This is a genomic window from Haloarcula sp. KBTZ06 (assembly GCF_048595605.1).
GTDB lineage: Archaea > Halobacteriota > Halobacteria > Halobacteriales > Haloarculaceae > Haloarcula > Haloarcula hispanica.
In genome coordinates, this window is the sequence record NZ_CP184337.1 from 1,149,853 (window position 1) to 1,173,811 (window position 23,959).

Here is a 23,959-nt window from a genome sequence, read left to right on the forward strand (position 1 = left end):
AGCACAGATGGCTCGAAAACAGGACGGTCCCGCGTTTCGACCGACCTTACATCGACGAACCGGGCTGGTACTCGCCGAACACGTCCCGGAGCACGTCACACACCTCGCCGGTCGTGGCGTACACCTTCACGGCGTCGATGATGTAGGGCATGACGTTCTCGTCGCCCTCGGCGGCCCCCCGGAGCGCGTCGAGTTTCGCCTCGACGGCCTCCTCGTCGCGCTCCTCCCGGACGGTGGCCACGTTGTCTTGCTGGGCCTGTTCGACGGCCTCGTCGACTTCCTCGATGTCCTGTTCGCCCTCTTCTTCGACCTGATACTCGTTGACGCCGACGATGATGCGCTCGCCGGCCTCCTGTTCGCGCTGGCGCTCGAAGGCCACGTCCTGGATCTGGCGCTGGACCCACTGCTCCTCGATGGAGCGGCGCATCCCGCCGCGGTCGTCGACCTCCTCGATGAGGTCGCGGGCCTCGGCTTCGAGTTCGTCGGTCAGCGACTCGACGTAGTAGCTGCCGGCTAACGGGTCGATTGTGTCGGCCGCGCCGGATTCGTGGGCGAGTATTTGCTGGGTCCGCAGCGCAGTCCTGACAGACTGCTCGGTCGGCAGGCCGATGGCCTCGTCCTTGCCGTTGGTGTGGAGGCTCTGGGTCCCGCCGAGGACCGCCGCGAGTGCCTGGTAGGACACGCGGACGACGTTGTTCTCGATCTGCTGGGCGGTCAGCGTCGAGCCGGCGGTCTGAGTGTGGAACTTCAGTTGCTTGGACTTGGGGTTCTGGGCGTCGAAGCGCTCGTCCATGATTTTCGCCCAGAGGCGACGCGCCGCCCGGAACTTCGCCACCTCCTCGAAGATGTTGTTGTAGGAGGCGAAAAAGAACGACAGTTGCGGGGCGAACTCGTCGACATCGAGGCCGGCCTCGATGGCTGCCTCGACGTACTCGATGCCGTCCCCCAGCGTGAACGCGATTTCCTGAGCGGCCGTCGAGCCGGCCTCGCGGATGTGATACCCCGAGATGGAGATGGTGTTGAACTTCGGCGTCTCGGCGGCGCAGAACTCGAAGATGTCGGTGATGAGCCGCATCGACGGCTCCGGCGGGTAGATGAACGTGTTCCGGGCGATGTACTCCTTGAGAACGTCGTTCTGGATGGTCCCGCGGAGTTCCTCGCGGTCGACGCCCTGCTTGTCGCCGACGGCGATGTACATCGCCAGCAGCACCGACGCGGGGGCGTTGATGGTCATGCTGGTCGACACCTCGTCCAACGGGATGCCGTCGAACACGGTCTCCATGTCGTCCAGCGAGTCGATGGCGACGCCGGTTTTGCCGACTTCGCCGGCAGCCATCGCGTGGTCGGAGTCGTAACCCATCTGCGTCGGGAGGTCGAACGCCATCGAGAGCCCAGTCTGGCCCTGGTCGAGTAGGTAGTTGAACCGCTCGTTGGTCTCCGTCGCAGTTCCCATCCCGGCGTACTGGCGCATCGTCCAGAGTCGGCCTCGATAGCCGGTCGGATACACGCCGCGGGTGTACGGTTCCTGGCCGGGGAAGCCCAGATCCTCTTCGTAGTCGAGATCGGAGATGTCTTCAGGGGTGTACAGACGGTCTACTTCGTGTCCCTCGGTGTCCGTGGTGAACGTCTCCTTGCGTTCGCCAAAGCGGTCGACGGTGGGCTGGACGTCGTCTTCCTCCCACTGAGCCTTCGACTCCCGTATCTCTTCCAGCTCGTCGGGGTCAAACATGGACGGATTGTCGGACGGCGGAGGCTTAAGGGTTCTTAAATCCTTCACGGTTTGTAATGCATCCCGTCACGATACGGCAGCGCGCTGTTCCGAGGTGGGTTTATATCGTCGGTATCTATCGAGGACGTATGCCAATCGAACCGGGAGACGGCGTCACCATCGAGTACGTCGGCCGCTTCGAGGACGGGAGCGTCTTCGATACGTCACGTCCCGAAGTCGCCAGAGAGCACGGACTCATCGAGGCACAGGGCGTCGAGGCGAGCGAGTACGCACCGCTTTCCTTCACCGTCGGTGCAGGGGATATCATCGAAGGGATCGACGAGGCCATCGTCGGAATGACTGCGGGTGAGGAGGCCACTGTCACGGTGCCTCCGGCGAAAGCCTACGGGGAGTTCCAGGCCGACCGCGTCCGCGAGTACGACCCCGAGACGTTCGAGGGTATGGTCGGAAAAGAGCCGGAGGTCGGGCTCCACGTCGAGGCCGAGAACGGCCTGCACGGGGACGTGACTGCGGTCCGTGACGACGCTGTCGAGGTGGATTTCAACCACGAACTGTCCGGCAAGACGCTCGTGTTCGATATCGAAGTCGTCGACGTCAGATAATCCGTCCGTCGTCGGATAATCAGTCGCCCGTGTCGTACTTGTAGGTCGCTTCGTCGGGATCGATGCCGAAGTCCTCGGGTCCCTCCTCCGGCTCGGGTTCCTCGGACTCGCCGGCACTGGCCCGCTTGAACCGTTTGCGGAGGTCCCCCGGTACTTCGAAGCGGTCGATGGCCACCCGGAGCGGCACCGCGTCGGGCTGGATGTTCTCCTGTTTGGTCGCGAGTCGGTCCCGGAGCGAGTCAGGGAGTTGCGCCGGCTCGATGCGCTCGAAACCGAACTGCGCGAGGTACTCGGAGGCGTTCGTCAGCGAGTAGACGGTGTCGAACCCCTCGTCGCCGGCGTACTCGACCAGGCGCTCGATGACGTGTGCGCCGACCCCCTGGTTGCGCCATACGGGCAGCACGCCGATACTCGTCAGTTCACAGACGGACTCCTCGTCGCTCTTGTGAATACGGATACGGCCGAATCCCGCCTTCTCGTGGCTCTCCTCGTCGATAGCGACGACGTAGTCCCGGGATCTGAAAGCCGTCTCGTCCAGCCCCATCTCCTCGATACGGTCGAGCAACCAGACTTCCTCTCGGTTTTTCGCATCCCGGACGTACATACTCGAAAGTTAACTGCCGCAGTCAAAAGGGTTTGCGGCGTGACTGGCACGGTCGGGTTACGTGGCGGAGAGGCAATCACTAAGAGAGTTCAACATGATTGATTACCCATGATCTCGCTCGAGATGGACATGGTCCAGTACGACTGTCCGTATATCGACACAACACGGGACTACGAGGTGTCGTTTCTGGCCAAGCAGTGGGATTTCCACCCTGTCGAGCGGGAGTTGGAGACGCGGATCATGGTCAACGGCGCGGACCGGGAGGAACTGGATCGCGGGCTGAACGCGCTGGAGACGCACGATCACATGGAGTCCTATCAGCTTCTCCGTCGGAAGGGCGACCTGGCGCTCATCCGCTCGCGCATCGACGAGACGAACGCGATGAGCGTCATCCGCGACCACAGCGGCTACATCACCGGGCCGTTCCGCATCCGGAACGGGTCGGAAATCTGGCACGTCGGCTTCGATACCGAACGCGTCGCGGAAGGCACCCTGTCGGAACTGGACCGGGACAACGACTACACCATCCGGTCCCGCGAATCGGTCGACCTCGAAGACTACTACGACCTGCTGCAGAACATCGACTCGGCAAAGCGGCTGGTCGACGGCTGCCGGGAGCTGTCGGATGTCGAACGGGACACATTGGAGAAAGCCGTCGAAGGCGGTTACTTCGACACGCCTCGGGACGCGACCCTGTCGTCGCTCGCCGAGGAGTTCGACGTCTCCAAGATGGCTATCTCGAAGAACCTTCGGCGGAGCCAGCGGAAGATACTCGACCGCGTCACGACGGCGATGAACGACGTGACCGAGTAGGCCACCGGTCCGGTGCTCCGGTTTTCCGCTACTCCGTGCCGCTCCCTTGCATCAGCTTCTGGATGTCTTCGTCGGCCGCCAACTCCTCCGGGTCGCCGCTGGCGACGATATCGCCCCGTTCGATGACGTACAGGCGGTCGACGACATCGGGGACGTGCGTGACGTTGGACTCCGCGATGAGCACCGCGATGTCGCGGTCGTTGATGGCTCGGATGTAGCGCTTGAGGCTCTCGACGACGACCGGGGCTAGCCCCTCCAGCGGTTCGTCGAGGATGAGCAGGTCGGGCTGAAGCGCCAGTGCCCGGCCGATAGCGACCATCTTCGCCTGGCCGCCACTGAGGTTCTGGACCTTCGCGTCCCGGCGGTCATCGAGTTCGGTCAGCACGTCGTAGACGCTCTCGATGACCGCGTCCTCGTCGTCGATACCGCGGGCCTTCCCGCTGGTCCAGATGGGGAGCCGGAAGTTTTCGTCGACAGTCATCCCGGTGAACAGCTTCCGGTCTTCGGGCTGGTAGCCGATGCCTCGCTTGGGTATCAGCTCCGAGCGGATGCTGGTCAGCTCCTCGCCGCGGAACTTGACTGAGCCGCTCCAGACCGGCGTCAGGCCCATGATGCCGCGAAAGGTACTCGTCTTGCCGGCCCCGTTCCGGCCGACGAGACCGACCGCCTCGCCGGCGTTCACGTCGAGGTCGATGTCCTCGGTCACCTGGAACCCTTCGACGGCGGCGTTGAGACCGCGGACGGACAGCAGGGCGTCGCTACTCATCGTCACCCACCCCAAGGAGGAGCCGCCGGAGTTCGTCGTCCGTTTCGAGCATCGTCGGCGGCCCGACGCCGTGGACGGTCCCCTGGTGGAGCGCCACGACGCGGTCGGCGTACTCGGTGACGATGTCCATGTCGTGCTCGATGGTGACCGTCGTGACGCCCTCGGCCCGACCGACCTCGACAATCGTCTCGATGACGTACTCCTTCTCGCGGGTCGACACCCCGGAGGTCGGCTCGTCGAGCAAGAGGTAGTCCGGGTCGAGACCGAACGACATCGCTACGTCCAGTAGCTTCCGGTCGCCGTGGGGCAGTTCCTCGGCGAGGGTGTCGGCGGCGTCTTCGAGCCGGAACTTCGCAAGCAGTTCATCGACCTTGGTCTCCACTTCCGCGTGGCCGTCGGCCATCGAGAACAGGCTCCAGGTCTTGCCCTGTTCGGTCAGCACCACCGTCCGGAGGTTCTCCCGGACCGTCATCTCCTCGAACACCTTGACGACCTGAAAGCTCCGGGCGATACCGGCGTCGACACGACCGTTTGCCGACATGCCGGTGATGTCGTCGCCGTCGAGGACGATGGAGCCCTCGTCCGGCGAGAGAAAGCCGGTCAGCAGGTTGATGAACGTCGTCTTCCCGGCCCCGTTCGGGCCGACGATGAAGACGAGTTCGCCGTCCTCTTTCCCGAACTCGAGCGTGATGTCGTCAGTTGCGACCAGTTCACCGAAGGACTTCCGCAGATTGCGTGCTTCGAGCATATCAGTCGACTCCGAAGAGGATTATTCGCAGGCTGGTCAGCGACTCGGCCACCTTCTGCTCTATCGATTGCACGGCGGTCCGGCCCCACGATGACAGGACGGAGGGCTCTCGACGCAGTTCATTGAGCCGCGTGTTGACGATGCCGCCGGACCGGAGCGAGCCGACGATTCCCCGCGGGAAGCCGTACACCAGGATCAGGAGCACCACACCGGTCAGGAACTCGTAGTACTGGGTCACGTCTTGCCCCACGTCCTGCAGGAAGACGAGGACGACACCGCCGATGAGCGGGCCGACCAGCGTCCGGAACCCGCCCAGTATCGCCATGAACAGGATGTCGCCCGACCGGAGGAAAAACAGCGTCCCCTCCGGGCGAACGTACTGGCGGACGACGGCGTACAGCCCGCCCGCGACGCCGCCGTAGATGCCCGAGATGACGAACGCGGCCCAGACGTAGCGGCGGACCGGCAGGCCGATGAACCGCGCCCGGGTCCGTTCCTGCCCGATGGCGTCGAGGGCGTTTCGGAACGGCGACTGCGTGATGCGGTACATCACGAACAGGCCGATGAGGATGACGACCACTGTCAGGTAATACGTCAAGATCTGGTACACGTCGGGGCTAAACGCGGTCCCGAACAGGAGCGGCTGGTTCGCCGGCCCCGGCCGGATCGGGAGCCCGTCGCTCCCGCCGAGCGCGCTCTGGCCGAGCGCGATGGCGTACAGGAGCTGGCCGAAGGCCAGCGTCAGGAGGGCGAAGTACAGCCCGGTGTGTCGCAGGGATAGCACTCCGATGATGGCCGCCATCACCGTCGCGGCGGCGATGGCCCCGAGCAACAGCAGGCCGACGCTCTGGACGCCGGCGTAGCGGGCCAGCACTGCGGTCGCGTACGCGCCGGTGCCGAAGAAGGCCGCGTGGCCGAACGACGTGAGCTTCGTGTGGCGAAGCAGGAGGTTCAGCCCGACCGCCGCGAAGCCAAACAGCAGGCCCTGGTGGATGACGCTGAGCTGGAGGCTGTCCGAGAGGCTCGCGACGTCGGGAATGATGAACAGGAACACCACCCCGAGGGCGAGGAAGGCCGCCTCCCGGCGAGTCACTTCGACCCCGAGGAAGCGGTACGCCGGCGTCCCGTCGCGGTCGACGCGCTCCGGCATCACGCCGTCTCACCCCACGTCCCGAACAGCCCTTCGGGCTTGACTAGCAGGATTAGCGCCATGATAGCGAACGGGGCGGCGATCTCACCCGGCGGATACAGCGTGATCATCCAGCTCCGGATGACGCCGACCAGGAGCGCGCCGACGAACGCCCCGCGGAGGCTTCCCAGGCCGCCGATGACGATGACGACGAACGAGAGCACCAGCGGGTTGGTGCCCATCTCCAGGGTCGCCGACGTGGGCGGGACCGCCATTGCACCGGCGAAACCGGCGAGGAAGGCTCCGAGCGCGAACACCAGCGTGAACACGCGGTCGGTGCTGACGCCGATGGCGGTGGCCATCTCGCGGTCGATGGCCGTCGCGCGGATGATGCGCCCCGTCTTTGTGCGCTCGAAGAACCAGAACAGGCCCACGACGACGACCGAGCCGACGAGGATGACGAACACGTTGTAAGTCGGGTAGTTCAGCCCGACGAGTTCGCTCGTCGGAATCGTGTTGATGGCGCTGTACACGGCGTCGGTCCGTATCGAACTGTCCCCCCAGATGAACTTCTTCACGTCGAGGAGGATGAGCAAGAGGGCGAAGGTCAGCACCAGCTGGTACACCTGGTCGCGGTCGTAGATCTGCCGGAGGAACACCGCCTCGAAGAGGGTCCCGACGGGGAGGAGGATGGCTGCTGTCACCAGAACGGCTGCGAGAACCGCGAGAACGAACACGGCGGTACCGACGACGTCGCCACCCGGTGGGCCGACGACACCGATAATAAACCCGAACACACCGATGGCGGTGTACGCGCCGATGGAGAACAACTCTCCGTGGGCCAGGTTCAGGACGTCCAGGATGCCCAGGATGACGGTCAGGCCCGAGGCTATCATGAACAGAATGAACCCGAACTGGATGCCGTTGAGCGTCTGGACGAGCGCGGCTGTGGGTGTTACGGCCATGGCTCGGTATCAGGCGCTCCAGCTGTCCAGCCAGTCGCTGCCGGTGACGCCCGGCGGCGGCGCGGTCTCGGTCGCCGCGTAGGTGTTCACGTCGTTGAGCCTGGCCGCCCCGAGGTCGTCGTCGTACACCATCTGGCCGGCGAAGGAGTTCGACGCGCCCTGATGGTCCTCGGCGATGTTGTGGTAGCCGGCCGGCGTAAAGAAGCCGTGGCCCTCCAGAACCTGTGCGATCTGCTCCTGGCTGGGGTAGGTCCCAAGCAGGTCGATAGCCTTCTCGACGGCCGTCGCCCACGCGGTGACCGCGCCGTAGCCGCTCATGTAGTGAGCCGTCGGGACCGTCACGCCCTCTTGCTGTGTCGCGGCGTCGAACAGCTCCCGGCCGGGCTGCCAGTTGCCCAGCGCCGGCTTCCCCCAGTAGTAGTTGCGCGACCCGGAGTAGATATCCGTCCCGGCCAGCGCGTCGCCCGGCACGTCGCCGGCCGCGCTGTACAGCGTCGTGCCGAACACCGTCGTGTTCTCGAACATGTCGTTGGCGTTCGCCTGTCGCACAAACGTCGTCACGTCGCCGCCCCACAGGCTGGAGAAGGTCACGTCCGGCTCCTCGTTGTTGATCGAGGTGATGTGGTTCGACATGTCGCTGGCTCCGAGTTCCGGGAACCCCTCGTAGACGATTTCGGCGTCCGTGAGTTTCTGGATTGCCTGCGTGAACACCCGCATCTCGTCCTCGCCGAAGGAGTAGCCGGGGTTGACCCCGGCGACGGTCGAGATGTTGTCCGCACCGATGCGTTCGACGGCCTCGCGGGCCATCGTCACCACCTCCATGATGTCGTAGTTCTGGAAGCGGAAGGAGTAGGTCGGATCGGGGACGGTCTCCTCGTAGAGCGTCGTCACCGTCCCGTCGGTGCTGACGTTGATGATTCCGTTCTTCTCGACCTCAGGGGCGATCTGGCTGTGTGTGCCACTGGAAATCGGGCCGAAGGTGACCTCTTTCCCCTCCTCGATGAACTGGTTGTAGCTGTCGAGCGGGTTCGACCCCTCGTTGACGACGTCCAGTTCGATTTCGCGTTGTCCACCGATACCGCCGGCTTCGTTGATGCGCTGGACGGCGAGTTCGGCCCCGCGCTGGGCCTGAATCCCGAGTACGCCCGGTGCGCCACGTGTGAACGTCAACAACCCGGCCTGTATCGGTTCGTCGGAAATCTCACCGCCGGACTGCTCGCCCTGATCCGCTGTTTCACCGTCGCTCAGCAGCGTCGAGCAGCCAGCGAGTGCTGCGGCGACGGCCGAGCCGCCGACGGCGGAGAGCAGTTTTCGCCTGCCGATGCCACCAGTGTCATGGTCCGTTGTCGTTTGTTCCATAGGTGTGTCCCAATACGCCCCGGATGAGTCCGGGATGTCTGGTCACGCGGTGTGTGCCACGCTCACAGGGATGACTGATTCTTCCGACGTAACCCCCGAATAACGGGAGGTTTACACGTAAACCACGTCGTCGGTGAGACAGCGGAGCAGCGTTCTCGCGCCGGGCTGTGACAGCACCACACGGTCAGTCGGGTATACATGTCAACCCGCCCCTATTCGGACATGTCTAGAGAACGTGTGACTGAATGGCATCCAGCACCTCTCACGAACGGCTCGAAGTCGAGCCCATCGACGAGTCCTCGATACTGTTCGTCGACGACGACCACTACACGAGCGACACTGTCTGTCTGGTGACCGGCGGCGGATCGGGCATCGGCCGGGCGACAGCGCTGGCGATGGCCGCCAACGGGGTGACTGCCGTCGCCACGGATATCGACGAAGACGGTCTCGCTGAGGTCGCGGACACGGCGGCGGACCTCGACCTTGATGGGGCCGTCGAGACCGTGGCCGGCGACCTCGCGAACGACGCGGATATCGAGTCCATCGTCGAGACCGCGGCCTCCCACGGCACCATACGGTATCTCGCGAACATCGCCGGCCTCCAGCACATCGACGCCATCGAGGACTTCCCGATGGAGACGTACGACCAGATGCACGACGTAATGCTTCGCGCGCCGCTCGCGCTGTCGAAGCGCGTCATCCCTCACATCCGCGGGACTGACGACGGCGTGGGTGCTATCGCGAACATGGCGTCGGTCCACGGCCACTACGTCACCTCGGATAAGGTGGCCTACAACGTCTCGAAGTTCGGCCTGCGGGGGCTGACGCAGTCTATCGCCGCCGAGGGCGGCGACGGCCTCCGTGGATTCTCTATCAGCACGGGCTACGTGAAGACGCCGCTGGTCGTCGACCAGATTCCCGACACCGCCGAGCAACGTGGCATCAGCGTCGACGAGGTCATCGACGACGTGATGCTGGGCCAGGCGCGGGTCAAGGAGATGATGGACCCCATCGACGTGGCGAACCTCTTCGTGTTCGGGCTCTCGACACACGCCGACCATCTCAACGGCGGGGACCTGCTGTTCGACGGCGGCATGACAACGACCTACGAGTGAGACAGTGGTGTGTGGACATGCACTGTCCCTGCGCCACACACAAGCGACGCGGAGTCGGGCTACCCCGACCGACCAACGGACGCACGGGGCAGCGGCGGTACGAGTTTATACCAGACGGCCAAACACTACGGAATACTGACGCTATGAGCGACCAAACCGACGTAGACTCAATCGTCCACGAACCGAGCCATTCGTTCGTCGAATCGACGAACGTCTGGGAGTTCATGCAGGAATACGACATCGACAACTACGACGAACTCATCAAGCGAACGACCACGGACCTGCCGGACGAACCTGATTCGGGCGTCGAGTGGTTCTGGGACCTACTCCCGGAGTACCTCGACATCGAATTCTTCGACGCATACGATCAGGTCCGGGACAACAGTGAGGGGCCGCAGTTCACCGACTGGTACACCGGCGGGACGATCAACGCCGCCCACAACGTGCTGGACCGCCACGCGGCGCGGGACAGCCCCACTCGAAACACGGTCGCGCTCATCTGGGAGGGTGAACTCGGCGACGTGCGGGAGGTCACGTACCACGAACTGAACCGGCAGGCAAGCAAGGTGGCGAACTACCTGGAATCCGTCGGCGTCGGCACCGGCGACACTGTCGGCCTGTACATGCCGATGGTCCCCGAGGTGGCGTCGATACTGTACGGCTGTCTCAAGGTCGGCGCGATCGCCGTGCCGATTTTCTCCGGGTTCGGCGTCGACGCGACGGCGACCCGCATCGCCGATGCCGAGTGCTCCGTCCTGTTCACTGGTGACGGCTTCTATCGCCGGGGCTCCGGTGTCCACCTCAAGGAAAGCGCCGACGAGGCCATCAAGCAGGCCGGCGAGGAACTCGGGACGACACCGGTCGAACACACTGTCGTCTATGACCGCCTCGGTATCGCGGACGACCCCGACGAGACGATTCGCTGGACCCGCCGCGACGAGTGGTGGGACGAAGCGATAGAGACCGCCAACGACGAGTACGCGGCGAAGGAACTCCCGAGCAACCAGGAGTCGATGCTGCTGTACTCCTCCGGGACGACCGGGAAACCGAAGGGCATCGTCCACACGCACGCCGGCGCACTCATGCAGGCGGCCAAGGAGATCTACTTCGGGTTCGACCACAAGCCGAGCGACCGCTTCTTCTGGGTGAGCGACATCGGCTGGATGATGGGTCCGTGGACGCTGCTGGGGAACCACGCCTTCGGCGGCACCGTCTTCATGTACGAGGGCGCGCCGGACCACCCCGAACCAGACCGTTTCTGGGAGATGATCGACCGCCACGACCTCACCACGTTCGGCGTCTCGCCGACCGCAATACGGGCACTCCGAAAGAAAGGGGACGAGTGGCTGGAGGGCCACGACCTCTCCAGCCTCCGGTTGCTGGGCTCGACCGGCGAACCCTGGGACCCCGAGAGCTGGCAGTGGTTCCACGAAAACGTCGGGAACGAGGACTGTCCAATCATCAACATCTCCGGCGGGACCGAGATCATGGGCTGCTTTCTCATGCCGATGCCGATTCAATCGCTCAAACCCTGCACACTCGGCGGTCCGGGACTGGGGATGGACATCGACATCGTTGATTCCGATGGTGAATCGATAGCCGACACCCACGAGCGCGGCTATCTGGTCGCCAGGGACTCTTGCCCGTCGATGACCCGGTCGCTCTGGTCGGGCGACGACCGCTACCTGCATGAGTACTGGTCGACCTGGGACGACGTCTGGGACCACGGCGACTGGGCGCAGAAAGACGAGGACGGCCTCTGGTTCCTCCACGGCCGAGCGGACGACGTGCTCAACGTCGCCGGGCGGAAGGTCGGGCCGGCGGAGGTCGAGGGTGCGGCGATGGAACACGACGCCGTCAATCAGGCCGCCGCCGTCGGCGCGCCGGACGACACCACCGGCACTGCCGTCGTCCTCTACACCGTGCTGGAAGCGGGCTACGAACCCGACGACGACCTCCGGGACGACATCCGCGCCGCCGTCGGCGAGGAACTCGGCAAGCCGTTCCGGCCCCGAGAAGTACTGTTCGTCGATGAGTTCCCCAAGACCCAGAGCGGGAAAATAATCCGCCGGGCAATCGCCGGCGTCTACCGCGGCGAGGATCTGGGCGACATGTCCAGCATCGAGAACCCGGACGCACTGGACGAGGTCCGCGAGGCGTCGTAGTCAGCCCCCGACGGCGTCCTCGGCCGGCTTCTCCAGCCGGAGCAATCCAGGGAGCGCCAGCACCGCGAGGACGACTTCTGTCCCGCCGGCGACAAAGAACGCGACTGCGTAGCCGAAGGCTCCCGCGACGGTACCGCCGATGAGGATGCCGGCGAGGAAGCCGACGCTACCGAAGATGTTGAACCCGGCCATAGCGGTCCCGCGCTCCGTCTCGCCGGCGAGGTCCGAAACGAGCGCCATTGTCGCCGGAGCCATCAGTGCGCCGATGACACCGGTCAGTACCATCCCCGCACCGGCGATGGTCACCGTCGGCGCTTGCCCGACGCCGATAACGGTGAGCCCGTACAGTACCGATCCGGCGACGATGGGTGCGGTTCGACCGATGCGGTCCGAGAGCACGCCGAAGGGGTACTGCAGGAGGGCGAACGGCGCGAAAAACAGCGCCAGCATGACGCCGGTTTCGCCGGGTCCCAGTTGGAACGTCTCCCTGAAGTACAGGGTTCCGACAAGCGCGAAAAATCCCGCGGTGAGCCGGTCGATGAACCCGAAGGCGTACGGCACGCCGAGGGTCGGTCGCTGTTTGAGCCCGGACACGGTCGCAGCCAGGCCCGACCGCCCGTCCGACGGTGCGCGGTCGGTCACGAGCAGGGCGGCCACTGCGACGACGAGCGACAACGCGCTCGCCACGTACAGCGGGAGCGTGGTCTGGATTTCGTACAGTTGGCCGCCCAGTGGCGCACCGAGCGCCGTTCCACTGCCGATAGCGATGCCTGCCGCCCCCATGTTCTTGCCGTGGCCGCCGCCGAGATCCATCAGCATCGTCATCGCCAGCGAGAACGCCGCGATGGTGGCTCCGCCCTGAAGCGCTCGCAGGACCAGTACGCCGGCAAACGGGAGCGAGACAGCGCCGGGGAGCCACGCGATGAGGGCGTACAGCACTGCGCCGGCGCCCGCCCCGCCGATGATGAACGGCGTGCGCCGTCCGGTGGCGTCGCTGAGCACGCCCCATACGCCAGCGAAGACGACGAAAGCCCCGAACTCAGCGGCCAGGAACCACATGCTCGCGTTCAGGTCCGTCGTCGCACCCAGCGACCGGACGAGCCTGTCGACACCCGGATACAGCAAGACCTGCGCCAGTAAAACGGCGAAGATAACGCCCGCGAGAACGCCCCGGTCTGTGCGGTCCGTCACAGACAACGGATACAGCGAGCCGAGAAAAATAGATGTCGACCCGAATACGTGACGCTAATCGTAGGATTCCACAACTATCTACCACAGAACGTCGCAGCCGCTAACTCGGGCCAAACCGCCTTACTCAGCGCTATGCGGCGGAACGAACCCGCAGTTCGAACAGCCGTTGTGCTTCGTCGTCTGGTAGCTCAATTCCGCCCCGCAGTTCGGACAGTTGTACTGGTCTGAACTCATTCACCTACTCGTATTGTTCGACAGTACCTAAACCTTTTCTCGACAATCGTCTATAACGTTTTTTCGGCCGCGTTACGGGACGTAGCGAGGCTTAGACTGCAATCAACCGGCTTGTGGGACGGATAATTGCATCGTTCAGAAAGGATGAACAAGGGTCTAAAACGGGTATTGGTCGCCGCCTGTAGCCGTTGCCGCGCACATAACGGCAGCCGTGTCCACTCTGTGCGTTCGACCACACCGGGTCCGGGATTGCTGCCGGCGCGGAATACATCGACTCCTGTCGAAGTGTTAGAGTGACAATATTCAGTGCTGATAGGGGCTTCTGTGCTCCGGGGGTCAGCTACCGGCGACCACTCGTCTCGGTCGACAGGCGGATTCGGCCGTGTATTTACTGTTTGTCGTGGCGAACGTCGCTACTGAGACAGCAAGAGAAACAGCGATACGGAACCGGCGTCGTTCCGTGGCCGTTTACATGTAGCCGAGGTCGCGCAGGCGCTCCATCAGGTCTTCCTTGTCCTGGGCGCGGCCGGCGCGCTCGGTCGTGTTCGCCATGTCCTGCAGCCAAGCGGGCTCTTCGGCGGACTTGTCGGTGCTGACCTCGCTCCCGAGCGAACGGAATCCGGCGAAGTACTTCGGCGAGACCGGCACGTCTTCCTTCTCGATGCCCTCAGGCAGGTCGTCCTGTCCCTGCGGGACGTAGCCGTCGTCCGGGTAGCCCTCGACGGTGTCCGGGACGACGAAGTTCCAGAAGGCCTCCCACACGTCGGCTTCCGCGAACTGGAGAATCGACTGGATGCGGTCGTGCGGCGGGTAGATGTCCGGGTCGTGACGCGGCGAGAAGAACGTCTCGTCGGCGCGGGACTCCTGCTCGTCCCAGCGGATGCCCGACAGGATGCCGTCGACGTCGTGCTCCTCGATAGTGTCGTTGAGCGCCACCGTCTTCAGGAGGTGGTTGCCGACGTAGGTGTCGAGCAGGAACGGGAACGTGTCCTCCTCGTATTCGAGGATGTTCCGAATGTGGTGCTGGTTGTGCTCAGAGAGTTCGTCGACGGGGATGTCGTCACCCGGTTCGAGGCCGTTTTCGTCGACGTAGTTGCCCACGTCCTCGTTGCGCGCCCAGATGACGTCGAGGTCCCACTCGTCGGCCCAGTGTTCGACGAAGTCGATGAGTTCGTCGAAGTGCTGATAGTGGTCGATGAAGACAACCGGGGGTACTTCGAGGTCGAAGCGCTCGGCGACTTCCTTGACGAAGTACAGCGTCAGCGTCGAGTCCTTGCCGCCGGTCCACATCACGACAGGGTTCTCGTACTCTTCGAGGCCGGTCTTCGTGACCTCGATTGCCTTCTCGATCTTGTGGTTGACAGTCGGGTACTCTTCGGGGTCTTCGCCTTCCCCGTCAGTGTAATCAACGTCCAGATAGTCCGGGAACTCTGCTGATTCGGACATAGTGTAATGAGATATAATTACGAGTGCCAAGTACTTTTTGGATGGCCGACAGGTGTGTGAGGCGGTGTCAAATAAAACGGCGGCCGCGCCCGTTCAGGTCACTCGGGTTTTTTGCTGCCGGCGCGAAAGGCGTGGTATGGACGACCGCCCAACCCTCCCGGCTCGCCTCTTTCACCGCTGGCTGTTGCGCTATGTCCCTGTAGCCGCGCTGATCCTGATAGTCAGTGGACTCCTCGGGTACGGACTCGGCAGTCAGGTACCCGCCGAGTGGCTTCAGAACCCCGGAACGACCGGCGAGAATCCCTTCATGCCGGCTGAGCTCACGACAGTCTCTCTGACCGTTAACAACCTCGGGGCGTTGCTCGTGATGGCACTCGGCGCTATCTCGCTCGGTTCGATGACGGTCCTGTCGCTCGTCTTGAACGGCCTGCTCATCGGGGTCGTCGTCGGTATCGCACTCAAGCAGGTCTCGCCCGTCGTCGTCGCCGCACTCATCGTTCCACACGGCCTCATCGAGATCCCCGCACTGCTCATCGTCGCCGCCGTCGGGCTCCGGTTCGGGTGGCGCACGATACAGTACATCCGCGGCCGCACAAACGAACTGGTTACTGGACAGGATCTCCGGGAAGCCGGCTGGCTGCTTGCGACGGCCGCCGTGCTAATCGTGATTGCGGCCTACATCGAAGCGAACCTCACAATCGAAATCGCGTCACGGTTCACGGACGCCGATCTCTCGGGCATCACGCCAGCGTAGCGGTTCGGACCGTCCGCTATTCTGTGTTGAGCTACGGCTCAGCAAAATTGAATCCGTGACCGGACTACGCGCGTTACGAGATGAACTCGTTGTCGCGCCAGTTGACGCCCTCTTCTTCCTCGCCGTCGCGGGGTTCCTCTGCAACGTTGATCGCGGCGGGTCGCTCTTCCCCATCGACGATGCGGACAGCTTCGAGTTCCTCGTCGACCGCCGCAATTGCCGTCAGCGTGCCCTTTTCCGCGACTTTCGCGACCTCACACAGGACCTCGAACATCGCGTACTGGAGCGCTGTGTTCTGGAGCACGGTCTCGCGGTCGCCCTTGAAGCAGGCGTACTCAACGAGTTCGGACTCGATTTCTTCCTCTTCCTCTTCGAGTGCGCCCCACTGGGGGCCACCGCCGGAACTCCCGGTACTCGCGGCCCCGGGCGGTCCCATCTCGTCGGGGTCTTCCTCGTACACCCGATTCTCCGTGACGCTGGCCTTGAGCTGGGCCGTCGGGGTGTACTTACTCATGGAGTCGTCTTTGGCGACAGCGCTGACGATTAGCGTATTGTTTCGACGGGTGATGTCGATGTCAGCGATTTCGGGGGGAAGGTCCGGATCCTCGAAGAAATCGTAGGCGTCTTCCAGTGGCAGTTCAAGTGTCGAGTGAAGTCTGTATACGCGGCTGGTCATGGTTGGGGAAGCGTGTATCAGTCGTCGAAGGCCGTCCGCTGACGCTGTAGTCACTACTCTATAGGGGCCACTTGCTTATATGACCTGTCCTTCATTCGCGGTTTCACCGCTCTATATCAGGCAATATATCAGGCGTATGTTAAAGGTATTTACAGACCTTCTAGCAGGCTATATGGTAGTGGTATTCAGTGCCTACTAGTCGTCCGCAGGCGTGGGATCGCCGTCCTCCAGGTCGACATCCGCTTCAATACTGGGCGGGTACTTCCCGCGGTCGAGTTTCAGGTCCGACTGCGGCCGCGCCATGCAAGTCAGTGCGTAGTCCTCCCGTTCCCGGTCGGTCAGTCCGCGGGCGGCAGGCTGGGTAACCGACCCCTCGACAATCTTCGCCGAGCAGGCCAGGCACATCCCCACGCGGCAGGAGTACTCCTGGGCGATACCCTCCTCGATACACCGCGAGAGAATCGTCTCCTTCTCGGAGACGGTGATTTCCTCGCCCGTCCCCACGAACGTCACCGTGTACTCGGTCATGCTCGGCCCTTTGACACCCCCCAGCAAAACTCTTTATCACCGCTGTCCCGGAGTGAAACGGACCGCTGTCCGTCAATGCCGCATGACGCACCCGTAGTCGGCTGTGCATCGCAGAAACAGTTATAGCAGTGCGTAAAACCGATAGTCGGAATAATTTTCTCTCTCCGGGCAGGACGGGAGTGCATGACCACACACCAGGACGGCAACGCCGGCGGAGCGTCGGCGACTGCACGGACCGTTTCCGTGGACGTTGTCGTCGTCGGGGCCGGGACATCCGGCTGTTACGCCGCAGCGACCATTGCGGACGCGGGCTACGACGTCGTCGTCGTAGAGCGAAAGGACGAGACCGAGGCCGGCCACATCGCCTGCGGGGACGCGCTCAAGGGAGCCAGCGACTTCCCTGAAGCGATTCCGAAGTCACAGCTCGAACCGGCGTTTACCAACACCGATGTCGACCACGGCCGGTTCGAGATTCCACAGGAGGACACCGTTCTCGAAATTCCCGTGCCGGGCGAACTCGCCGTCATCGACCGCTGGGAGTACGGTCGCTGTCTCATCGAGGGTGCAAACGACAGCGGTGTGGAGTTCCACTACGACACGGTCGTTCAGGACGTGTTGCAGGACGACAGCGGCCGCGTGACAGGCGTGAAAGCCATGCGGAAAGGCGACCCCGTCACATACGAGGGTGACATGGTCATCGACGGGGCCGGCGCGCTCTCGATTCTGCAGGACAAGACCGACCTCGAAGACGCGACCTTCGACACGAACGTCCAGTACTCGCAGTTTTGCTCCGCCTACCGGGAGATTATCGAGGTTGACGAGCCGGTCGAGTGGGACGACGCGCTCGTGTTCAAGCCGACCGAGCGCTCCGCCGGCTACCTCTGGTACTTCCCGCGTACGGACACGGAGATCAACGCCGGCCTCGGTTTCCAGATGAACGAGGAGCCGATGGAACTGGTCGACGACCTCAAGCGCGACCTGCAGGGCCGAAGCGAGTTCGAGGGTGCGGAGGTACAGGATAAACTCGGCGCTGCGCTGCCGACGCGCCGGCCATACGACTCCGCCGTCGCGCCCGGATTCATGGCCGTCGGGGATGCCGCTGGACACGTCAATCCAACCACCGGCGGCGGTATCGCCGGTGCGGCCTACGCCGGGACCTACGCCGCCGAACAGGCAATCGAGGCTATCGAATCCGGCCGGACGGACGACGAAGCCGCGCTCTGGGAGTACAACGAGCGCGTGATGGAGCACTTCGGCGCCCGGTACGCGGCGCTTGACGTGTACAACATCTTCACCACCGCCTACGACGTCGACGACCTGATGGCGCTGCTGGCCGCGTTACCCGGCGAGAAGCTCGCCGAGGCGCTGTACGGCGGCTCGACCAGTATCGGGCTCGGACTCAAAATCAAGATGGCAGTCAAGAGCATCGGCCACTTGGGGACCATCCGGGACCTCTACCAGACGAAAAAGGCTGCCGACCGGCTGCTGGACCATTACCAATCCTACCCCAGCGACCGCAGCGGCTTCGAGGCCTGGCAACGCGAGCGTGATTCGATTATGGACGATATCTACGAAGTCACTGGCGCAGAGCCCAAGTACTGACTCGGCGGCTCGTTGCGTTTTTCGGCTGATTCTAATATACTGGTCCGGCTTGTCACCAGCAGAGCTAGTGCTTTTTGGCTGTAATCTGAATAGTAGTTGATTAATCTATGAACTATAGTTCTGAACAACAAGTTTTATTATTTAACAACATGATATCAAAATGAAGTCACACTGGGGTCGGTCGACCGGGGGGTCACCGAGACGGAGACAGCGTGTCGACCGTCGCCCGAGTGGGGGTCAATCATGCTAGCACGCAGATTCCAATCCGACGATAGTGCAGTCTCGCCAGTTGTTGGTGTCATTCTAATGGTTGCAATAACAGTGCTGTTGGCGGCGACAGCAGCGACGTTCTTCCTCGATTTCGGTTCTGGGAGTCTCGGCCAAAGCGCGCCACAGGCGGCGTTTACGTTCGATTACGACGCGGGTAGTCCCGACAGCCTGACAATCGAGCACCGGAGCGGCGACTCTATTCAGGCCGGGAATCTGTACATCACCGTTAGCGGGGCTTCAACCGCCAACGGACAGCACGATTTCCCGAGTCTCGGCGGCGCACCGGCGGCCGGTTCGGAAATCACAGCCGGGTCGAAGGTGACGTTTTCGAAGGCCGCTGATCTCTCGGATGCGACGGTCACGCTGAACTGGAAGTCGCCGGATAGCGGCAAATCGATCCAACTCGCCAGCTGGGAAGCGCCGTAGCGTATTCACTCACTCAGTTGGCTAATCGCTTTACTGACGACATCGATACCGATTGCCAGTGAATTCTCGTCGACGTCGAACGTGGGCGTGTGGTGGCCGCCGGGGTGGTCGGTCCCGATACCGACGAACGTCGCCGTCCCGCTGCGGCCCTGGACGCGGTCCATCAGATAGGTCGCGTCCTCGCTCCCACCGAGGTCGTCGGTCCGAAGGCGGCTTGTGACGCCGGGAACTGATTCTGCTGCGTCGTACACTACACCCGCAAGCGCGTCGTCGCTCACCGCACTCGGCGCTTCTGCGGTCGTCTCGACAGCGACTTCGCAGTCGTGCATCTCGGCCGCGGACGACATGACGGTGTCCGCCCGTTCGCTCATGTATTCCTTGAGCGAGGTCGTCTCACCCCGGACTTCTCCTTCCAGCGTCGCTTCCTCGGGGACGATGTTCGTGGCTGTGCCACCCTCGACGACCCCGGCGTTGACCCGGGTCGCGCCGTCGCCGTGCCGTCGAATCGCGTGAAGGTTCTGGACGGCAGTCGCCAACGCTTGTACGGCGTCCCGTCCCTGTGCGGGATGCCCTCCAGCGTGCGCCGTCTCGCCGGTGAACGTCGCCTCGAACTGCCGAACCGCGAGGAAGCCGCCGACGCCGGCGACGATCTCACCGGTCGGATGATCGAGACCGATATGTATCGCCAGCAAGTGGTCCACGTCATCCAGATGTCCACTCTCGGCGACGGCCTTCCCGCCGCCGATAACCTCTTCGGCCGGCTGGAAGACGACTTTGAACGTCCCCTTGAAATCACTCTCTTTCACTGCCTCCAGCACGCCAAGGCCAATCGTCGCGTGGGCGTCGTGCCCGCAGGCGTGCATGTACCCCTCGTTGGCTGAGCGGAACTCCTCCGTCACCGGGGCATGTGCCACGCTGTCTGACTCCGTTATTGGAAGCGCGTCGATGTCGACCCGGAGCGCGACGGTCGGCCCATCGCCCTGTTCGAGCACAGCGAGGGCACCGGTGAATCCCCCAGTGGCGGCCTCCAGCACGTCCTCACGGGCCCCGGCCTCTCGGGCCTTCGCCTGCCAGTCTTCGAGTTCATCAGCGTCCGGGACTGCCATCCGCGCGTCGCCATCCACGACATCCTGACCGAGATGCAACTGGTCGACGCCGATCCGTTCGAGTTCGTCGACGATGCGACTGGTGGTGTAGAACTCCCGCCACGCGGGTTCGGGATAGCTGTGTAAGTCGCGCCGAACGGACCTGAGCCGTTCCTGTTGAGACTCGTTCATGCCGGCGAAACGGGGCACAGCTACTTATACGAATCCACAGGAGCGGACGACAGTCACTCCGGGGCTACGACCCGCTGCCGACCTGCGTCCGCTGTTCGACGCCGGCCTCGACGTGGATGGCGTTCGGGAAGGTTCGCTGAGTAACGTTCCGAGCGAACTCCTCGTACCCGACGATCTCTATCGTTCGGGTGTAGACGGTGTGAGTCCAGGACTCGAAGCGGCCGCCGCTTGGCCCCAGTGACTTCGACTGAGGAACCCGCAGCTCCTGTGGCTGCTTCGGATGCGGGCCTTTCAGTTCGACCCCCTTCTGTTCGGCGCTCTCTTTGATCTCTGTGACAATGTCCTCGAGGCGGTGTCGGTCCCCACTGGTGAAAGTCAGCGTCGTGACGAAGGGCATCTGTAGACGAACACTCAGCCGCGAGTGACAAAAGGCCATCTGTTTCCGTTGTGTCTCCGATATTCTCTTAAGTAGCGGTGTCATAAAATCCGATAATGATAGAGGCCACGAGCGCGGGAGCCATCCTCTTTCGCGATACGCGTGGCCGGCGGGAGTACCTCCTGCTCAAGAGCCGACCCGGCGATTGGGAGTTCCCCAAGGGCGGCGTCGAGGGCGAGGAAGAGCTCCAGCAGACCGCCATACGCGAAGTGAAAGAGGAGGCCGGCATCGGTGATTTCCGGCTTTTAGACGGGTTCCGCGAAGACTACGACTACGTGTTCGAGGCGAACGGCAACACCATCCACAAGACGGTCCACCTGTTCGTCGCGAAATCGTTCGAAGCGTCAGCCGAACTGTCCACAGAACACCGCGACCTGCAGTGGCGCGACTACGAGCAGGCCATCAACACAGTCACGCAGGACGGCCCCCGCGAGATACTCGAACAGGCAGACGAGTTCCTCGACGAACGAGCGGACGACGAGGAGTAGAGAGAGCGGCGACACTCGGCCGGATTCATCCAGCACCGACGCGGCGCTCTGGATAGCTACCGCTCCGTCGTCGCTTGCTGACCGGCTCAAGTGACCTCACCGGATAACCAGCCCATGAACACAGATCCCCTAAACTAACATATAAATTAAAATACAGAATTACCTTCGATAGTAAAATGCACGACTGCCCACCCCATATGTAGCCTAACCTTTATTTCCGCGATATCATCTGCCGTTGAGATAATTACGAATGGGGATTTATTTTATAAACAGTATTTCCCCCAATACTAACAGTATTTTTAAATAGGATAAGATTACAGTTTTCAAAGAGGCGTCTAAAATGTTAGAAGACGGACTATCGTACCCAATGCAAGGCGACAGTTGGATAGCACAGATGTTGATCGGCGGCGTACTGCTGGTGTTCTTTTTCCTCCTGATCCCAGTGTTCGCGTTCAACGGCTACTTGCTTCGTGTGATCGGAACGACCGTCGAGGGCGAATCCGAACCACCTGCCTGGGACGACTGGGGTGAACTCATCATCGACGGAGTCAAGTTCAGTATCGTCGGTCTCGTGTACTCTATCGTTCCCATAGCTGTCATCTTCGGTATCGGGAGCGTCCTCCTCGGATTGGGTGGTGCTGCTGGGAACTCTGGCGGCGGAATCATCGCCGGCTTCGGGCTCATGACACTGCTCCTTCTGATTCCGGTAATGTTTCTCATTTACTATATTGTCCCGGCAGCACTCGCCAATATGGCGGTCGAAGGCAGCCTTGGAGCAGCGTTCGACTTCTCGCTGCTGAAAAATGTCGTCCTTACGAGTGACTACTTCATCGCAGTCCTGATGCCGATTGTCGTTGGCATTATTACGAACCTCATCAGCAATATTCTGGCGTTTACTGTCATCGGACTCGTTCTCGTTCCGTTCGTCACCTACTACGGGCAGGTCGCCGTCTTCCGTATGTTCGGAACGGCATTCGCAAGCCAGACGAACAAGAGCGCACAGCAGGTAACAGGTCCGACCACGTCAGCCTAACCCAGCAGTTCTTACGCGGCCGGCTATTTTTTCGAGATACGTGACATCGAGTGGTGGAGCCGATTCAGACTCCGAGTTCGCCTTCGAACTGGCCGTCTGTCAATGGGCCGAGCGAGCGTGGTCGCCGTCCGACGATGCGGCGGTGCTGATCGCCAGACAGTTCGGGACGAAACACCGACGCTGGGACACGATTGTACTGGAGTGTGACCCCGACGGACTCCGCGAGCGAGCGACGTTCGGCGGAGACGCGTTCGACTCGGACCTCCTGCACGTCCTGCAGAACGCGCCGGCCGACTGGACGTACTACCGCGACGCGCTGCCTGACCCGGGCTATCCGTGGCGGTACGTCCGGGAGTCGATTCACGAGGCGGCCGACCGGGACGCCATCGAGACCCGAAAGCGGGGCAACCGCATCGAAATCCGTCGGGTGCGACCCTATCCCGACTGGCTCCGTCGGGTCGTCGCCATCGAGAACAAGCCCGACCTGACGGCCAGCGCCGCCAGGAATCTCGTCCCACAACTGGAGCGGGACATCGCGCTGTCGCTGGCCGACGAGGTGTGGGTCGCGACGGCGACGACCGACGAGCGCGTGGAACCGGTCCTGCTGGCGGACCTGCCCGCGGCCGCCGGCGTGCTGACTGTCGATCCCGAATCCGGCACAGCCGAGGCGGTCTGGCAACCGCGGTCGCTGTCAGTGACCGACCCCGGAACGCGCATTCTGGACCGACCGGACGACGACACCAGCGCGGCGCGGTTCGAGTACGCGAGTCCTGATTGGAAGCAAGAGCGGCGGCTCGCCATCGCCGAACGGGCATACGATCGCGGCTGGCGCGCGTACGCGGACACGATGCGCCCCGACTGCAGGCACTTCCAACTCAGCGCCGACGAAACTGGCGTCTATCCACACTGCGCCGCGAAAGGGTGTCTCCCGACGGCGGCGGAGTGTCGGGGGCAGTGTCCGTCTTACGAGCCGGAACCGCCGGCGTGGCGGTCGAAGGACTGGCCGCTCGACGGCGGGCCGGGCAAAGCAATAAAACGGGTGTTAGCGCGGCGACGCCGCCGCCAGCGGCCGGGGCTGTCGGAGTAGCGGACCGACACCGCGACCCGGACTTATTCTTCGGATAGCTCGATGTCGAGTTCGTCCCGGGGAACGGCGAGCCTGAACGTCGGCACCGTCTTCTCGACCGTCTCCACGATACCTTTGTCTGCGAGGCTGCGGAGCGCGGAGCGAACATCGTCGGTGTCGCGGTCCTCACCGACCTCACGGAGGGCGTGTAACACGGCGACGACGCTCTGGCTCTCCTCGTCTGGTCCGGCAATCACGTCGACGATAGCCTGCTGGAGCGGGGTGACTGTCACCGTCTGTATCCGTTCGGAGTCCTCCCCGTCGATGAGCGTCGTCGCCTCCGGCGTCGCACAGATGAGGCTGTTGTCGTTGCGGTAGTAGTACTCCTTGAGTTCGGATTCGAGGTACTGGTGCACCTCGCTCCCGCTGTCCATGTCCCAGCGCTCCTGCAACTCGCCGTTTTTCGTCGGCTGGAGTTCGACGATGTCGGCGAGTCGCTCGCGGGCCTCCTCCGAGAGGGTCATGGCCCGTCGGTAC

General features: G+C 63.0%; 24 protein-coding genes. 10 read left to right on the plus strand and 14 right to left on the minus strand.

Annotation, left to right across the window (positions count from 1 at the left end; translation table 11 throughout):
• Positions 1 to 46: 46 nt before the first annotated feature.
• Positions 47 to 1,729: an acyl-CoA mutase large subunit family protein gene (locus ACNO8S_RS06035; RefSeq protein WP_050037945.1), complete on the minus strand. Its 1,683-nt coding sequence runs from the start codon at positions 1,727 to 1,729 to the stop codon at positions 47 to 49.
• Between the two features lie 128 nt (positions 1,730 to 1,857).
• Between ACNO8S_RS06035 and ACNO8S_RS06040 the strand changes: the two genes are divergently transcribed.
• Positions 1,858 to 2,331 carry an FKBP-type peptidyl-prolyl cis-trans isomerase gene (locus tag ACNO8S_RS06040; RefSeq protein ID WP_014040168.1) on the plus strand — a complete coding sequence of 158 codons (474 nt, stop codon included), beginning with the start codon at positions 1,858 to 1,860 and terminating at the stop codon, positions 2,329 to 2,331.
• Between the two features lie 19 nt (positions 2,332 to 2,350).
• Here the strand turns inward: ACNO8S_RS06040 and ACNO8S_RS06045 are convergent, their stop codons facing one another.
• Positions 2,351 to 2,935, minus strand: a complete 585-nt coding sequence (locus tag ACNO8S_RS06045) for a GNAT family N-acetyltransferase (RefSeq protein ID WP_420182651.1) — start codon at positions 2,933 to 2,935, stop codon at positions 2,351 to 2,353.
• Positions 2,936 to 3,043: 108 nt separating this feature from the next.
• Here ACNO8S_RS06045 and ACNO8S_RS06050 point away from each other — a divergent pair, with 108 nt between their 5' ends.
• Positions 3,044 to 3,748 (plus strand): helix-turn-helix domain-containing protein, encoded by a 705-nt coding sequence (locus ACNO8S_RS06050; protein ID WP_420182652.1) that lies wholly within the window; start codon positions 3,044 to 3,046, stop codon positions 3,746 to 3,748.
• Between the two features lie 28 nt (positions 3,749 to 3,776).
• Here ACNO8S_RS06050 and ACNO8S_RS06055 read toward each other — a convergent pair whose 3' ends face one another.
• The 5 genes from ACNO8S_RS06055 to ACNO8S_RS06075 are packed head-to-tail and all read right to left on the minus strand — an operon-like array spanning position 3,777 to position 8,715.
• A complete protein-coding gene (locus ACNO8S_RS06055; RefSeq protein WP_420182653.1) occupies positions 3,777 to 4,514 on the minus strand; it encodes an ABC transporter ATP-binding protein in 738 nt (245 codons plus the stop codon).
• Entirely contained in the window at positions 4,507 to 5,262 is a 756-nt protein-coding gene (locus tag ACNO8S_RS06060; protein WP_336357983.1) for an ABC transporter ATP-binding protein, read from the minus strand. The genes ACNO8S_RS06055 and ACNO8S_RS06060 overlap by 8 nt, the downstream gene beginning before the upstream one ends.
• 1 nt (position 5,263) lies before the next feature.
• Positions 5,264 to 6,412 carry a branched-chain amino acid ABC transporter permease gene (locus tag ACNO8S_RS06065; RefSeq protein WP_050037948.1) on the minus strand — a complete coding sequence of 383 codons (1,149 nt, stop codon included), beginning with the start codon at positions 6,410 to 6,412 and terminating at the stop codon, positions 5,264 to 5,266.
• Entirely contained in the window at positions 6,412 to 7,356 is a 945-nt protein-coding gene (locus ACNO8S_RS06070; RefSeq protein ID WP_050037949.1) for a branched-chain amino acid ABC transporter permease, read from the minus strand. The genes ACNO8S_RS06065 and ACNO8S_RS06070 overlap by 1 nt, the downstream gene beginning before the upstream one ends.
• Positions 7,357 to 7,365: 9 nt before the next feature.
• A complete protein-coding gene (locus ACNO8S_RS06075; RefSeq protein ID WP_420182654.1) occupies positions 7,366 to 8,715 on the minus strand; it encodes an ABC transporter substrate-binding protein in 1,350 nt (449 codons plus the stop codon).
• Between the two features lie 245 nt (positions 8,716 to 8,960).
• Here ACNO8S_RS06075 and ACNO8S_RS06080 point away from each other — a divergent pair, with 245 nt between their 5' ends.
• The gene (locus ACNO8S_RS06080; protein ID WP_420182655.1) at positions 8,961 to 9,830 is read left to right on the plus strand and encodes an SDR family oxidoreductase; all 870 of its coding nucleotides are present in this window, start codon (positions 8,961 to 8,963) and stop codon (positions 9,828 to 9,830) included.
• A 143-nt stretch (positions 9,831 to 9,973) separates the two neighbouring features.
• Complete coding sequence (locus ACNO8S_RS06085; protein WP_420182656.1) at positions 9,974 to 11,995, plus strand: AMP-binding protein; 2,022 nt, start codon at positions 9,974 to 9,976, stop codon at positions 11,993 to 11,995.
• Here the strand turns inward: ACNO8S_RS06085 and ACNO8S_RS06090 are convergent, their stop codons facing one another.
• Both ACNO8S_RS06090 and ACNO8S_RS06095 read right to left on the minus strand, forming a co-directional pair.
• Positions 11,996 to 13,186, minus strand: coding sequence for an MFS transporter (locus ACNO8S_RS06090; protein ID WP_151103299.1), 1,191 nt, complete (start codon positions 13,184 to 13,186; stop codon positions 11,996 to 11,998). It abuts the gene before it with no gap.
• A gap of 702 nt (positions 13,187 to 13,888) precedes the next feature.
• Positions 13,889 to 14,866: a phosphoadenosine phosphosulfate reductase family protein gene (locus ACNO8S_RS06095; RefSeq protein ID WP_005534748.1), complete on the minus strand. Its 978-nt coding sequence runs from the start codon at positions 14,864 to 14,866 to the stop codon at positions 13,889 to 13,891.
• Between the two features lie 136 nt (positions 14,867 to 15,002).
• Between ACNO8S_RS06095 and ACNO8S_RS06100 the strand changes: the two genes are divergently transcribed.
• Positions 15,003 to 15,620 carry a stage II sporulation protein M gene (locus ACNO8S_RS06100; protein ID WP_008309491.1) on the plus strand — a complete coding sequence of 206 codons (618 nt, stop codon included), beginning with the start codon at positions 15,003 to 15,005 and terminating at the stop codon, positions 15,618 to 15,620.
• Positions 15,621 to 15,693: 73 nt separating this feature from the next.
• Here the strand turns inward: ACNO8S_RS06100 and ACNO8S_RS06105 are convergent, their stop codons facing one another.
• Together ACNO8S_RS06105 and ACNO8S_RS06110 are read right to left on the minus strand one after the other, a co-directional pair.
• The gene (locus tag ACNO8S_RS06105; protein ID WP_008309489.1) at positions 15,694 to 16,296 is read right to left on the minus strand and encodes a DUF7110 family protein; all 603 of its coding nucleotides are present in this window, start codon (positions 16,294 to 16,296) and stop codon (positions 15,694 to 15,696) included.
• A gap of 195 nt (positions 16,297 to 16,491) precedes the next feature.
• Positions 16,492 to 16,824: a 2Fe-2S iron-sulfur cluster-binding protein gene (locus ACNO8S_RS06110; RefSeq protein ID WP_014040180.1), complete on the minus strand. Its 333-nt coding sequence runs from the start codon at positions 16,822 to 16,824 to the stop codon at positions 16,492 to 16,494.
• A 183-nt stretch (positions 16,825 to 17,007) separates the two neighbouring features.
• On the opposite strand from ACNO8S_RS06110, the gene ACNO8S_RS06115 reads away from it, so the two are divergent.
• Entirely contained in the window at positions 17,008 to 18,426 is a 1,419-nt protein-coding gene (locus ACNO8S_RS06115; RefSeq protein WP_151103300.1) for a geranylgeranyl reductase family protein, read from the plus strand.
• 306 nt (positions 18,427 to 18,732) lie between these two features.
• Positions 18,733 to 19,122: a type IV pilin gene (locus ACNO8S_RS06120; RefSeq protein ID WP_050037955.1), complete on the plus strand. Its 390-nt coding sequence runs from the start codon at positions 18,733 to 18,735 to the stop codon at positions 19,120 to 19,122.
• 5 nt (positions 19,123 to 19,127) lie between these two features.
• Here the strand turns inward: ACNO8S_RS06120 and ACNO8S_RS06125 are convergent, their stop codons facing one another.
• The gene (locus ACNO8S_RS06125) at positions 19,128 to 20,399 is read right to left on the minus strand and encodes an amidohydrolase (RefSeq protein ID WP_050037956.1); all 1,272 of its coding nucleotides are present in this window, start codon (positions 20,397 to 20,399) and stop codon (positions 19,128 to 19,130) included.
• A 64-nt stretch (positions 20,400 to 20,463) separates the two neighbouring features.
• Positions 20,464 to 20,796 carry an uS10/mL48 family ribosomal protein gene (locus ACNO8S_RS06130; protein WP_008309480.1) on the minus strand — a complete coding sequence of 111 codons (333 nt, stop codon included), beginning with the start codon at positions 20,794 to 20,796 and terminating at the stop codon, positions 20,464 to 20,466.
• A gap of 95 nt (positions 20,797 to 20,891) precedes the next feature.
• Here ACNO8S_RS06130 and ACNO8S_RS06135 point away from each other — a divergent pair, with 95 nt between their 5' ends.
• From ACNO8S_RS06135 to ACNO8S_RS06145, 3 genes are all read left to right on the plus strand, one after another.
• Positions 20,892 to 21,323, plus strand: a complete 432-nt coding sequence (locus ACNO8S_RS06135) for a bis(5'-nucleosyl)-tetraphosphatase (protein ID WP_008309479.1) — start codon at positions 20,892 to 20,894, stop codon at positions 21,321 to 21,323.
• 367 nt (positions 21,324 to 21,690) lie between these two features.
• On the plus strand, positions 21,691 to 22,356 hold the full coding sequence (locus ACNO8S_RS06140; protein ID WP_225306753.1) for a DUF4013 domain-containing protein: 666 nt from the start codon (positions 21,691 to 21,693) through the stop codon (positions 22,354 to 22,356).
• Between the two features lie 40 nt (positions 22,357 to 22,396).
• Complete coding sequence (locus tag ACNO8S_RS06145) at positions 22,397 to 23,443, plus strand: DUF5787 family protein (RefSeq protein WP_050007300.1); 1,047 nt, start codon at positions 22,397 to 22,399, stop codon at positions 23,441 to 23,443.
• A gap of 23 nt (positions 23,444 to 23,466) precedes the next feature.
• On the opposite strand, the gene ACNO8S_RS06150 is transcribed toward ACNO8S_RS06145, so the two are convergent.
• Complete coding sequence (locus ACNO8S_RS06150; protein ID WP_004516865.1) at positions 23,467 to 23,946, minus strand: DUF5797 family protein; 480 nt, start codon at positions 23,944 to 23,946, stop codon at positions 23,467 to 23,469.
• Between the last annotated feature and the right edge of the window lie 13 nt (positions 23,947 to 23,959).